The sequence below is a fragment of the Paraburkholderia sp. BCC1876 genome (assembly GCF_902833695.1).
Classification (GTDB): Bacteria; Pseudomonadota; Gammaproteobacteria; order Burkholderiales; family Burkholderiaceae; genus Paraburkholderia.
Window position 1 is genome coordinate 426,499 of record NZ_CADFGI010000006.1, and the last position, 12,285, is coordinate 438,783.

11 protein-coding genes are annotated in these 12,285 nt (G+C 63.8%); 7 read left to right on the plus strand and 4 right to left on the minus strand.

Features of this window, described 5'->3' with window-relative positions:
- Window positions 1–186: 186 nt before the first annotated feature.
- Together HWY05_RS23635 and cysE are read left to right on the plus strand one after the other, a co-directional pair.
- Window positions 187–1,026, plus strand: a complete 840-nt coding sequence (locus HWY05_RS23635) for an RNA methyltransferase (protein WP_176059816.1) — start codon at window positions 187–189, stop codon at window positions 1,024–1,026.
- Between the two features lie 201 nt (window positions 1,027–1,227).
- A complete protein-coding gene (gene cysE, locus HWY05_RS23640) occupies window positions 1,228–2,055 on the plus strand; it encodes a serine O-acetyltransferase (RefSeq protein ID WP_176059817.1) in 828 nt (275 codons plus the stop codon).
- Between the two features lie 115 nt (window positions 2,056–2,170).
- Here the strand turns inward: cysE and HWY05_RS23645 are convergent, their stop codons facing one another.
- The 4 genes from HWY05_RS23645 to HWY05_RS23660 all read right to left on the minus strand — a co-directional run bounded on the left by HWY05_RS23645 (window position 2,171) and on the right by HWY05_RS23660 (window position 5,112).
- Window positions 2,171–2,968, minus strand: coding sequence for a UDP-2,3-diacylglucosamine diphosphatase (locus tag HWY05_RS23645; RefSeq protein ID WP_035546316.1), 798 nt, complete (start codon window positions 2,966–2,968; stop codon window positions 2,171–2,173).
- 69 nt (window positions 2,969–3,037) lie between these two features.
- The gene (locus HWY05_RS23650; protein ID WP_035546314.1) at window positions 3,038–3,532 is read right to left on the minus strand and encodes a peptidylprolyl isomerase; all 495 of its coding nucleotides are present in this window, start codon (window positions 3,530–3,532) and stop codon (window positions 3,038–3,040) included.
- Between the two features lie 146 nt (window positions 3,533–3,678).
- Window positions 3,679–4,260, minus strand: a complete 582-nt coding sequence (locus tag HWY05_RS23655) for a peptidylprolyl isomerase (RefSeq protein WP_035546312.1) — start codon at window positions 4,258–4,260, stop codon at window positions 3,679–3,681.
- A 48-nt stretch (window positions 4,261–4,308) separates the two neighbouring features.
- On the minus strand, window positions 4,309–5,112 hold the full coding sequence (locus HWY05_RS23660) for a tetratricopeptide repeat protein (protein WP_176059818.1): 804 nt from the start codon (window positions 5,110–5,112) through the stop codon (window positions 4,309–4,311).
- Window positions 5,113–5,343: 231 nt separating this feature from the next.
- On the opposite strand from HWY05_RS23660, the gene cysS reads away from it, so the two are divergent.
- From cysS to HWY05_RS23685, 5 genes are all read left to right on the plus strand, one after another.
- Window positions 5,344–6,741, plus strand: coding sequence for a cysteine--tRNA ligase (cysS, locus tag HWY05_RS23665; RefSeq protein WP_176059819.1), 1,398 nt, complete (start codon window positions 5,344–5,346; stop codon window positions 6,739–6,741).
- A gap of 47 nt (window positions 6,742–6,788) precedes the next feature.
- Window positions 6,789–7,877, plus strand: a complete 1,089-nt coding sequence (locus tag HWY05_RS23670) for a DNA-3-methyladenine glycosylase (RefSeq protein WP_176059820.1) — start codon at window positions 6,789–6,791, stop codon at window positions 7,875–7,877.
- 121 nt (window positions 7,878–7,998) lie between these two features.
- Window positions 7,999–8,970: an acetyl-CoA carboxylase carboxyltransferase subunit alpha gene (locus tag HWY05_RS23675; protein ID WP_176059821.1), complete on the plus strand. Its 972-nt coding sequence runs from the start codon at window positions 7,999–8,001 to the stop codon at window positions 8,968–8,970.
- A 48-nt stretch (window positions 8,971–9,018) separates the two neighbouring features.
- Complete coding sequence (tilS, locus tag HWY05_RS23680) at window positions 9,019–10,593, plus strand: tRNA lysidine(34) synthetase TilS (protein WP_176059822.1); 1,575 nt, start codon at window positions 9,019–9,021, stop codon at window positions 10,591–10,593.
- Window positions 10,594–10,969: 376 nt separating this feature from the next.
- Complete coding sequence (locus HWY05_RS23685) at window positions 10,970–12,220, plus strand: aspartate kinase (RefSeq protein WP_176059823.1); 1,251 nt, start codon at window positions 10,970–10,972, stop codon at window positions 12,218–12,220.
- Window positions 12,221–12,285: the final 65 nt, after the last annotated feature.

The window sequence follows — 12,285 nt, forward strand, 5'->3', positions numbered from 1 at the left end:
AACGAGGCGCCGGACCTTTCGGTGTCTTTGGCAGGCAGACGAAAACCGGACGCGAATCTCATTATTTTACCTGAGTTTTGCGTGAGCCCGGGCGGCGAGGCATGGTTTGCCCGTATTTACAGGTAAATCGGACCGCTGCCAGCCTTGGCGCTACCATACGCGTCTTTAGTCTTGCAGAACGCCATCGTGGACCACACCCACCATTCCTCCGATCCCGCCGTGGCCGAGTTGCGCGGCGGCTTCACCTCGACCCGTTTCGTGCTCGTCGAGCCGAGTCATCCCGGCAATGTCGGCGCGGCGGCGCGGGCGCTGAAAACCATGGGCTTCTCGCGCCTCGTGCTGGTGTCGCCGCGCGTGCAGAACGTGCAAAACGATCCGGAAGCGATCGCCATGGCGAGCAGCGCGGGCGACGTGCTGGCCTCCGTGCACGTCGTGCCTACGCTCGCCGACGCGCTGAGCGGCGTGCACTGGTCGGTCGCGCTAACGGCGCGGCTGCGCGAATACGGGCCGCCGCAAGGCACGCCGCGCGCCGCGGCCGGCGTCGCGCGTGAGCAGGCGGCACACGGCGAGATCGCGCTGGTGTTCGGCAACGAGCGCACGGGCCTGTCGAACGAGGACGTCGAACGCTGTAGCGCGCTGGTGCATATTCCGGCCAATCCGGCCTACAGTTCTCTCAATCTCGCGCAGGCCGTGCAGGTGCTCGCGTATGAGTTGCGCACTTCGTATCTGTCGACGGATACCGCGGCGTCCACGGCCATGCAAACGGCCGCGCAAGCGTCCGCGGCGCACAGCGACCCAGCCGAACCCCGCGCGGCCAGCGACGAAATCGAAAACATGTTCACGCATCTGGAAAGTGCGCTGGTCGCGCTCGAGTTTCTCGATCCGGCCAATCCGAAGAAGCTGATGTCGCGCCTGCGGCGGCTGTTCGCGCGGTCCGGTCTGGAGCGCGAGGAAGTGAATATCGTGCGCGGCATCGCCAAGCACATTCTGCTGAAAACCCGCCACCCGAACGGCGACGCGTCTTAAGGCCGCGTCAAGTCGCGCGTCGCAATCGACGACCTTGCCGGCAGCGTGGGCTTCCGGCAGGTTTCGCGCAATCGCCCTACAATCGCTCGAAACGTTCTAAGCAAAGCTGCCGGTCTGCTATGCGGCAAGCATGCCGTCGCGTGTGGTGTTCCACCGCGGCGTTGTGCCGGTGATCTTTCCTCCCACGACACAATCCCTGCCATGTTCACGAGACTTCGCGAAGACATTGCCACGATCCGCGAGCGCGATCCCGCCGCCCGTAGCGCCTGGGAAGTCATCACGTGTTACCCGGGCCTGCACGCGCTCGTGCTGCACCGGCTCGCACATGCGTGCTGGCAGGCGCGGCGCCGCTGGCTCGCGCGCTTCGTGTCGCAGATGGCGCGCTTCATGACCGGCATCGAAATTCATCCGGGCGCGACGGTGGGGCGGCGCGTGTTCATCGATCACGGCATGGGCGTGGTGATCGGCGAGACGGCGCAAATCGGCGACGACTGCACGATCTACCAGGGCGTGACGCTCGGCGGCACGTCGCTCACGCGCGGCGCGAAACGGCATCCGACGCTCGAGCGCGGCGTGATCGTCGGCGCGGGGGCGAAAGTGCTGGGCGGTTTCACGATCGGCGCGGAAGCGAAGATCGGTTCGAACGCGGTGGTCACCAAACCGGTGCCCGCGCGGGGTACAGCGGTGGGTAATCCGGCGCGGATCATCGTGCCGGCGGCGGCCGCGGTGGCTGCGGCAGGTGTTGCGACCGGCGCCGCGCCGCAGGAAGCGAAACGCGCGAGCGCAAGCAGTGCGTTCTGCGCCTACGGCATCACGCCGAACGCGGACGATCCGGTGTCGCTCGCCATTCACGGGCTGATCGATCATGCGGCCACGCAGTCGAAACGCATCGACGAAATCGTCGGCGCATTGGAGCGGCTGGGCACGAGTCTGGAAGGGCTGCAAGGCGCCGACGCGGCGTTGCTCGATTTGCGGCGCTTGTCGGCCGCGATCGCGGGGAAGGTGGAAGGCGTAGCAGCGGAGCGTTAGTCCGCGCGGGAGGCAAGAGGCCGGTGCGTGCCGGTCATTGCACGATCAAATCAGGCAGGCGTCGGCTAGTGGCGCCGGTCGTACACAACGTTTCGACGGGCTCGACCAGCTCACATCAATCCAGCGGCAGCGCCCGAATCCCTTCTGCATCGATCCGCAGATAACCGCCACGGCGCTCGCCGTGGTCGAGATCCCAATCCGGCAGCACCCAGCGCGTGCCCGCGGCTTCGCGGTGCCGCGCCGGCCGATGCGTGTGGCCGTGAATGAGCGTCGCCGTGTTCGACGATTTGAACAGTGCCGCAACGGCCTTCGACGTCACGTCGTACTTCGGCGAAACGGGCCGCGCACGCCCTTGCTCGCTCTTTGAGCGCATGTTCTCCGCGAGCGACTGACGCCAGCGAAACGGCCACGCCAGAAACAGCAACTGCGCGAAGCGGCTGCGTGCAAAGCGGCGGAACGCCTGATAGCCAGGATCAGCGGTGCACAGCCCATCGCCATGCGCCAGCACCACGCGGGTGCCGAACGCGGTGATCACGAACGGATCGGGCAGCCAGATCGCGCCGGCCGCTTTCATGAAGCGCTTGCCCAGCAGAAAATCGCGATTGCCATGCATGATGTAGAGCGCGATGCCGCGCTCCGACAGCGTGTGCAGCAGCGTCGCCATGCGGCCGGCGAACGGCTCGACGAGCATGTCGTCGCCGATCCAGTACTCGAACAGATCGCCGAGAATGAAAACCGAATCCGCCTGCTCTGCCGTGACGCGGATGAAATGCTCGAACGCGGCGACCGTGTGCGGAATCGCCTCGCTCAAGTGAATGTCGGAGAGGAAAAAAAACGGGCGTGCGGCGTGCGGGCGTTTGCCCTCGCCAGGCACGCCCGCGGCGACGCTTCGCAGCGGCGTTTCTTGCAGCATTGAAGGTGCCTGATATCAGTTCGAACGAGTCGACGCGTGCACGGCGCGCGTTGGGCGCGCCATGGCCACTTAGTCGACGATCACAGCCTTTTCGATCACGACGTCGTCGACCGGCACGTCCTGATGGAAGCCCTTCGAACCCGTCTTGACCTTCTTGATCTTCTCGACGATGTCCAGACCGTCGACGACCTTGCCGAACACGGCGTAGCCCCAGCCCTGCGGCGTCGGCGACGAGTGGTTCAGAAAGTCGTTGTCGTTCACGTTGATGAAGAATTGCGCGGTCGCCGAATGCGGGTCGTTCGTGCGAGCCATCGCGACCGAACCGTTGACGTTCTTCAGACCGTTGTTGGCTTCGTTGTTGATCGCGTCAGCCGTCGGCTTCTGCTTCATGCCGGGTTCGAAACCGCCGCCCTGGATCATGAAGCCGTCGATCACGCGGTGGAACACCGTGTTGTCGTAGTGACCGGCCTTCACGTAGTTGAGGAAGTTCTCAACCGACTTCGGCGCCTTCTCAGCGTCCAGTTCGAGCTTGATGACGCCGTGGTTCGTATGCAGTTCAACCATGATGGAATCCTTTGATGAACGAGGTGGGTAAAAAGCGCGGCCGCCCGTCACGTGATGCGATGACGGCGGTCCGCGCCGGGGCGTAGATTGAGCGCCTGCTGCTGATTGCTACCTGCTGTTGCTTGCTGTTACTTGCGCTACTCGCGTTACTTGCCGACTACCGTGGCCGACTCGATCACGACGGCCTTGGCCGGCACGTCGCTCATCGGGCCGCGCGAGGTGGTGGGCGTGCCTTCGATCTTCTTCACGACGTCCATGCCGCTCGTGACCTTGCCGAACACCGCGTAACCGTTGCCGTCCGGATTCGGATAGTCGAGGCCGGCGTTGTCCACCGTGTTGATGAAGAATTGCGCGGTGGCCGAATTCGGATCGCTGGTGCGCGCCATGGCGAGCGTGCCGGCGGCGTTCTTCAGACCGTTACGGCTTTCGAGCGGAATCGGCGCGCGCGTCGGCTTCTCGGCGAAGCTCTGCGTGTAGCCGCCGCCCTGAATCATGAAGCCGCGAATCACGCGATGGAAAATCGTGCCGCTGTACTGGCCGGACTTCACATAGTCGAGGAAGTTGGCGACCGTCTTCGGCGCTTTCTCAGGATACAACTCGACGCGGATGTCGCCTTCCGACGTCTTGAAGAGGACGGACGGATGCGTGGCTTGCGAACCGGACTGGGCAAAAGCGGGGGCGTTTGCGATCAGGGCGGCGCTGCCGAGCGCCAACATCAACCATTTCATGAAGATCCTCAGGGTTGGAAAAAACGATGTGCCGAAAACAGCGTGGCGTTACTTCGACGGCGCCATGTAGGGCGGCATGGCGAGAGAGCCGTTCGAGCCGCCGAACTGGAAGCTGGACGAGTCGGTCATGTTCGAGGTGGCGCGGGCCGTGTAATCGTCCGGCGCGACGGCCGCCTTTTTCACGGCGGGCGTTTTGCTCTGCGGCGGCGAGACGATCTTCTGGATGTCCGCGAGGCGCTGCGTGGTCGTGGCGCTCGCCTTGCCCAGGCTTTGCGCGCGACGGTAGGCCTCATTGGCCATGCGCAGATAGAGGTCGCCGAGGTTCTCGTAGGCGAGACCGTAGCTGGGATTCACCTTGGTTGCCGTTTCGAGCGCGCCGCGTGCTTCCGTATAACGGCCTTCTTTCGCGTAGAGCGCCGCCAGGTTGTTATACGGCTCGGGCAGCTCGGGGTACAACTGCGTGAGTTCGGTAAACGCGGTGATCGCCTCGTCGTCGCGATTCAGGTGGGCCAGCACCGTGGCGCGCTTGAATTTGGCCTGCGCGTCACGCGGATTCGACGCGATGCGCGCGTCGAGCTGGGTCAGCGCGGCCTGCCAGTTTTTCTGCGCGATGGTCGTGTCGATTTCCGGCGTGTTGTCGCGCACGGCGGGGCCTTGCGGCAAGGTCGACGCCTTCTGCGCAAACGCGGCGGCGCCCGGCACAATCGCCAGCGCGGCAGCGAGGGTGACGCGCAAGGCGAGGGCACGCGTGGAGTCGCGAACAACGCCACGGGACATGCCGCGCACGACGCCACCAAAGGCTGTCGCGGCGAGGGTCGCAGCGCTGCGCGCGCGGCCGCTGGAAGGTTTCATAGGCTCAGGTCTGGATGTTATACTCCGACCCATTCTAACAAAAGGTCTGCGCGTTCCGTCGAACCGCAAACTGTCTTTTCGCCACTCGTGGTCGTCTCCGCCTTGATCGCAGCCTGACCGCCGCACCCGCTGCACCGGTTTTGCTGTACGCGACGCACCCGCCGTCAGTTCGCGGGGCGCGGCGCGCATGAAACACATTGCGGATTTCTTTCGGCCCACGCACCGTTCTCTATGGAATCACTGCGCATCTACAACACGCTCGCGCGTGACAAGCAAAACTTCGTGCCGCTGCAGCCCGGCGTCGTGCGGATGTACGTCTGCGGGATGACCGTGTACGACTATTGTCACGTCGGTCATGCGCGGGTCATGGTCGTGTTCGACATCGTGCAGCGCTGGCTGCGCACGCTCGGTTACGAGGTGACCTACGTGCGCAACATCACGGACATCGACGACAAGATCATCCGGCGCGCGGTCGAGAATGGCGAGACGATCAAATCGCTGACCGATCGCTTCATCGCCGCTTTGCATGAAGACGCAGACGCGCTGGGCATCGCGCGACCCGACGTCGAACCGCGCGCAACCGACTTCATTCCGCAGATGCTCGGCATGATCGAGAAGCTCGAGTCGAACGGTTACGCCTATCAGGCGAGCGACGGCGACGTGAACTACGCGGTGCGCAAGTTCGCGGGCTACGGCAAGCTGTCGGGCAAATCGATCGAAGATCTGCGCGCGGGCGAGCGCGTCGCGGCGAACGAAGCGAAGCAGGACCCGCTCGACTTCGTGCTGTGGAAAAAAGCGAAACCGGAAGAACCGGCCGACACCGGCTGGGACTCGAAATTTGGCCGCGGCCGTCCCGGCTGGCATATCGAATGCTCGGCCATGGGCTGCACGTTGCTCGGCGAACATTTCGACATTCATGGCGGCGGGCAGGACCTGCAGTTTCCGCACCATGAAAACGAAATCGCGCAAAGTGAAGCCGCGACCGGACAAACGTTCGTGAATTACTGGATGCACAACGGCTACGTGCAGATCGACAATGAGAAGATGTCGAAGTCGTTGAACAACTTCTTTACGATCCGCGAAGTATTGGCGCAGTACGATGCCGAGGTCGTGCGTTTTTTTATTGCGCGTGCGCACTACCGTTCGCCGTTGAACTATAGCGACGTGCATATCGACGACGCCCGCAACGCGCTCGCGCGTTTGTACACCGCGTTGAAAGACGTCACGCCCGACAGCACTGAGCTCGACTGGAACGAAGCGTTCGCGCAACGTTTCCAGGCTGCCATGAACGACGACTTCAACACGCCGGTCGCGGTGTCGGTGTTGTTCGAACTGGCTACTGAAGTGAACCGCACGCGCGACCCCGCGCTGGCCCGTCAACTGCGCTCGCTGGGCGCGGTGCTCGGGCTGCTCGGCCGTGAGCCGCGTGCATACCTGCAGCAGGCCGCGGGCGTCGCCGCCGAAGGCGCGCTCGAGCCCGCCGCGATCGAAGCGAAGATCGCGGCGCGCGTGGCCGCCAAGCAGGCGAAGGACTATGCGGCAGCAGACCGGATCCGGGCCGAATTGCTCGAGGCCGGCGTTGCACTTGAAGACAAACCCGGCGGGTTGACCGAGTGGCGGCGCGTGTGAGCGCACCTCGTACATCCCTCTGATCGACTCGCCAGGCAGGAGGCAGGATGGCAACGGCCACGAAGACGCCGGCTAAACGAGCCACGTCTCAAACAGGCGCGGCAGCCGCCGCAAAGTCGACTCGAACGTCGGCTCGTAGCGGCAGCGGCGCGGTAAAAAAAGCATCGTCGAAAGCCGGTGGGGCGGCGGCTAAGAGCGCAACGGGCGTGGCATCGGGCACGGCGAAAAAGCCGGCTGCGAAGCGTGCGCTCAATGGCGCATCGGCCCTTGCACATGCGTCGGCGTCGGCGCCGACGTCTGCGTCTGCCAAGCGCGCCAAAGCGCCGCGTGCGAAGAGCAATGGCGTATTGCCTGCCGAACTCGCGGGCGACGTGCAGGAACTCGCGCGCGTCACACAAGATGGTCACGAAGGCGAAGTCGTGCGCAAGACGCGTGCGTCGTCGAGCGCGGGCGGGGAAGGGAGCAGCGCGAGCGAAGTCGCGGTGCCGGTGCAGATCGGCGGGCTCACGCCTGAAGAGACTCGGCCCGCGTATTGGGACAAGGCGTGCGCGGACCTCGTCAAGCGCGATCGCATCCTGAAGAAGCTGATTCCGAAATTCGGTCCGGTGCATCTGCTGAGTCGTGGCGATCCGTTCGTCACGCTCGCGCGCTCGGTGGTCGGGCAGCAGATTTCGGTCGCGTCCGCGCAGGCGGTGTGGGCCAAGGTCGAAGCCGCGTGTCCGAAGCTGGTGCCGCAGCAATTCATCAAGCTCGGTCAGGAAAAACTGACCGCGTGCGGTTTGTCCAGGCGCAAAGCGGAGTACGTGCTCGATCTCGCGCAGCACTTCGTGTCGGGCGCATTGCACGTCGGCAAGTGGACCACGATGGAAGACGAGGCGGTGATCGCCGAACTCACGCAGATTCGCGGCATCGGCCGCTGGACTGCGGAGATGTTCCTGATCTTCAATCTGTCGCGTCCCGACGTGCTGCCGCTCGACGATCTCGGTTTGATCCGCGCGATCAGCGTCAACTATTTCAGCGGTGAGCCGGTCACGCGCAGCGAAGCGCGTGAGGTCGCGGCAAACTGGGAGCCGTGGCGAACCGTTGCGACCTGGTATATGTGGCGTAGTCTCGATCCGTTGCCGGTCGAATACTGAACCCAAGAACGAGCCATCTTGAAAACTATCGGTCATTCGTATCTGATAGTTGCGAGGGGGTTTAGACATTGGCGCGCGCGGTTAGAATACGCGCTGCCGGTAAGTCCAAGGATTACAACCAATGAAGACCACGTTTCTGGATTTCGAACAGCCGATCGCTGAACTCGAAGCGAAGATCGAAGAATTGCGCTTCGTGCAGGACGATTCGGCCGTCGATATTTCGGAAGAGATCGAGCGGCTGTCCAAGAAGAGTCAACAGCTCACCAAAGATCTTTACGCGAACCTCACACCGTGGCAGGTTTCGCAAATCGCCCGTCATCCGCAACGCCCGTACACGTTCGACTACGTGAGCGAGCTGTTCACCGATTTCCACGAACTGCACGGTGACCGCAACTATGCGGACGACCTGTCGATCGTCGGCGGTCTCGCGCGTTTCAATGGCCAGGCCTGCATGGTGATCGGTCATCAGAAGGGTCGCGACACGAAAGAGCGCGCGCTGCGCAACTTCGGCATGCCGCGTCCGGAAGGCTATCGCAAGGCCGAACGCCTGATGCGCCTCGCTGAGAAATTCAGCCTGCCGATCTTCACGTTCATCGACACGCCGGGCGCTTATCCCGGCATCGGCGCGGAAGAGCGCGGCCAGTCGGAAGCGATCGGCCGCAATCTGTACGTGATGGCCGAACTGAAGACGCCGCTGATCGCCACCATCATCGGTGAAGGCGGGTCGGGCGGCGCGCTCGCGATCGCCGTGGGCGACAGCGTGCTGATGCTGCAGTTCTCGACCTATTCGGTGATCTCGCCGGAAGGCTGCGCGTCGATTCTGTGGAAGAGCGCCGCGAAAGCACCGGAAGCCGCGGAAGCGCTGGGCCTGACCGCGCATCGTCTGAAGGCGCTTGGCTTGATCGACAAGATCGTCAACGAGCCGCTCGGCGGCGCGCATCGCGATCCGAAGGGCATGGCCGCCATGTTGCGCCGTGCGCTCGCCGACTCGCTGCGTCAGTTCCAGGGCATGAGCATCAGCGACCTGCGTCAGCGCCGTTTCGATCGGCTCATGGCGTACGGCAAGTTCAAGGAAACGACGCCGGGTGCGTAAGCCCGCGCGTGTTTTCTTTCGTCCAGAAGCGCAGCACGCGCTAGCGACGTGACCACCCCCGCCGATTCATCCGCCGACCGCCTCGTTCTCGAGGCGGTCGGCGTTTCTTTATCTGCACGGCCGTTGTCACTGCCACTGCCGCTGCCGGGCGACGCGCGGATTGCGATCGCCTTTAGCGGCGGCGTGGACTCGAGCGTACTGCTCGACGCTGCGGTGCGGGTGGCCGATGCGTCGCGTTGTATCGCGCTGCATGTGCATCATGGTTTGAGCGCCCATGCCGACGCGTGGCTCGCGCACTGCGAAGCGTTCGCGCGCGAACGCGGCGTTGAATTCGATGCGCGTCGGGTCGAGATATCGCGCGACGCGGGTGTCGGTGTCGAAGCCGCCGCGCGCGACGCGCGTTATCGCGCGCTGGATGCGATGTGCGCGGCACACGGCGTTCAGACGTTGTGGCTCGCGCAACACGCGGACGATCAGGCGGAAACGGTGTTGCTGCAGTTGCTGCGTGGCGCGGGTCTCGCTGGGTTAGCGGCGATGGCGCCCGAGTACACGCCTTCAGGCGCGGCAGCGGTGCGGGTGCGGCCGCTGCTTCATCTGCTGCGCGCGCAACTCGAGCAGTACGCGAGCGCACGCGCGTTGCGCTGGATCGACGACGAGTCCAATGCGGATACCCGCTACGCGCGCAATGCCTTGCGTCACGAGGTGACGCCCGCGCTGGCCGTTCACTTTCCCGGATTCCGCGACGCGCTCGCGCGCACGGCGGCGCATGCGGCGTCGGCGCAGCGCTTGCTCGACGATCTCGCGCGCGTCGATATGGACACGATCTCGCGCGATGAAGGCCACGCGTTGTCGCACGACGCGCTGCTCGCGCTCGACGACGATCGCGCGCTCAATCTGCTGCGTTACTGGATGCGCACGCTGGGCTTCGTCGCAGCATCGACGGCGCGACTCGGCGATGCATTGCGTCAATTGCGCGAAGTCGGGATCGCGGACGACGGTCATCGCTTACGGATCGAACACGCGGGGCAGGCGTTGCGCAGTTATCGCGGGCTCGTGTATTGGGAGGCGGGCGATAGTCGCGAGCCCGCCGACGAGACAGCGCTCGTCGCGCGTGAGGTGAGTGAGTTGGTGTGGCAGGGCGAGTCGATCTGGCGTTTGCCGCAATGGCGCGGGACGTTTGTGTTTGCGGTGGTGGAGCCGGGCGGGATTGAAGCGCCTCGACATCCACACGAAGGCGATTCCGCACCCGGCCCGCGCGACGGCGTTCCTGACGAGTCTCACGGCCAATCCGATTTCGACGCTCAAGCTTCCGCACCCGCCTATGAGATCGACACGATCCCTCTGAGCCTACTGAAACGCGCGCTACTGACTGCCCGTTCCCGCAGCGGCGGCGAACGCATGCGGGTGAATGCGTCGCCCAACGCGCCGAGCCGCACCCTGAAAAACCTCTTCCAGGAACGCGGCATTCCGGCATGGAAGCGTGACGTGCCCTTGCTCTACCTCGGCGACGACCTGCTGTTCGTGCCCTTGCTCGGCGTCAACCGCGCGACGCTCGCGGATCCCGGTAACGCGACCGAACCCCGCATTCGCATCGATTGGCGCGAAGATCTGACGATCGCCTGACCGACCGGTCGGACAACCCGGTTATCCAACCGGTGAATCGCGCGCCAACACGCCAATCCGCCCCGGACAAGCCTTTGCAGCCGCTATTCGACGCCTTTCCACGGCCTCTCCGGCTTGTCTTTTTGCGCTCGATCGGGTACGTTAACCTGTTTGCCCGGCCCGCTTTTGCCGTCGCTTGTGTCGGTTTTCCGATCGTGATCCGAAATTCCCGGTAAGCCATTAGCGATCAATCACGGGCAAATCCGCGCGTGCTGCACGCGCGCTGCATCTACGCCGCCACACACTTCGCCGCCGTTCACGAGACGTTGCGCCCCTGTGCTTTTGTGCGGTCGTCTCCAGCGCGCCAGCGCGGTTTCTCCTTCAGTTCAGAACGACAATGGCACTCATCGTACATAAATACGGCGGCACCTCGATGGGCTCGGTCGAGCGCATCAAGAACGTCGCCAAGCGCGTCGCGAAATGGCATAAGGCCGGCCACAAGATGGTGGTCGTGCCGTCGGCAATGTCCGGCGAAACCAACCGCCTGCTCGGTCTCGCGAAAGACATCACCACGCAGCCGAGCCCGCGCGAACTCGACATGATCGCCGCCACCGGCGAGCAGGTCAGCTCGGGCCTGTTGGCCATCGCGCTGCAGGAAGCTGGCGTCGACGCGGTCAGCTACGCCGGTTGGCAAGTGCCGGTCAAAACGGATAGCGCGTTCACGAAAGCGCGCATCATGGAGATCGACGGCGAGCGCGTGCTGCGCGATCTCGAAGCAGGCAAGGTGGTGGTGATCACCGGCTTCCAGGGTATCGACCCGGACGGCAATATCACCACGCTCGGCCGCGGCGGTTCGGATACGTCGGCGGTTGCGGTCGCGGCTGCGTTGAAGGCCGACGAGTGCCTGATCTACACGGACGTCGACGGTGTCTACACGACCGACCCGCGCGTGGTCGAAGAGGCGCGCCGGCTCGATCGCGTGACGTTCGAGGAAATGCTGGAAATGGCCAGCCTGGGTTCGAAGGTGCTGCAGATCCGTTCGGTGGAATTCGCCGGCAAATATCAGGTCAAGACGCGCGTGCTGTCGAGCCTGACCGATCCGCTCATCCCGCTCGACGCCGAAATGAAGTCGGGCACCCTGATTACTTTTGAAGAAGACGAGACCATGGAAAAAGCAGTCATCTCGGGCATCGCGTTTCAGCGCGACGAAGCTCGTATCGCCGTGATGGGTGTGCCCGACAAGCCGGGTATCGCGTATCAGATTCTCGGCCCGGTGGCGGACGCGAATATCGACGTCGACATGATCATCCAGAACCAGAGCGTCGAAGGCAAAACGGCCTTCACGTTCACCGTGGGCCGCGGCGACTATCAGCGCGCCATGGACATCCTCACGACCCAGGTGAAGGGTCACGTGCAGGCTGAGCAGGTGCTGGGCGATCTGAAGGTGTCGAAGGTCTCGGTGGTCGGCGTCGGCATGCGTTCGCATGTGGGCATTGCGAGCACGATGTTCCGCACGCTGTCGGAAGAGGGCATCAACATCCAGATGATCTCGACCTCCGAAATCAAGATTTCGGTGCTGATCGACGAGAAGTATATGGAGCTCGCCGTGCGCGCGCTGCATAAGGCATTCGAACTGGATCAGGCGTAATCTGCTGAAAAACGGGGCGCTGAGAAGCGCCCCGTTTGCTTTGCGCGGCCAATGTGAACAGATCA

Coding starts and splice junctions, on each gene's coding strand:
- cysE (WP_176059817.1), top strand. CDS start 1,228: ATGTTCACGAGACTTCGCGAAGACATTGCCACGATCCGCGAGCGCGAT.
- HWY05_RS23645 (WP_035546316.1), bottom strand. CDS start 2,968: ATGCTGCAAGAAACGCCGCTGCGAAGCGTCGCCGCGGGCGTGCCTGGC.
- HWY05_RS23650 (WP_035546314.1), bottom strand. CDS start 3,532: ATGGTTGAACTGCATACGAACCACGGCGTCATCAAGCTCGAACTGGAC.
- HWY05_RS23655 (WP_035546312.1), bottom strand. CDS start 4,260: ATGAAATGGTTGATGTTGGCGCTCGGCAGCGCCGCCCTGATCGCAAAC.
- HWY05_RS23660 (WP_176059818.1), bottom strand. CDS start 5,112: ATGAAACCTTCCAGCGGCCGCGCGCGCAGCGCTGCGACCCTCGCCGCG.
- cysS (WP_176059819.1), top strand. CDS start 5,344: ATGGAATCACTGCGCATCTACAACACGCTCGCGCGTGACAAGCAAAAC.
- HWY05_RS23670 (WP_176059820.1), top strand. CDS start 6,789: ATGGCAACGGCCACGAAGACGCCGGCTAAACGAGCCACGTCTCAAACA.
- HWY05_RS23675 (WP_176059821.1), top strand. CDS start 7,999: ATGAAGACCACGTTTCTGGATTTCGAACAGCCGATCGCTGAACTCGAA.
- HWY05_RS23685 (WP_176059823.1), top strand. CDS start 10,970: ATGGCACTCATCGTACATAAATACGGCGGCACCTCGATGGGCTCGGTC.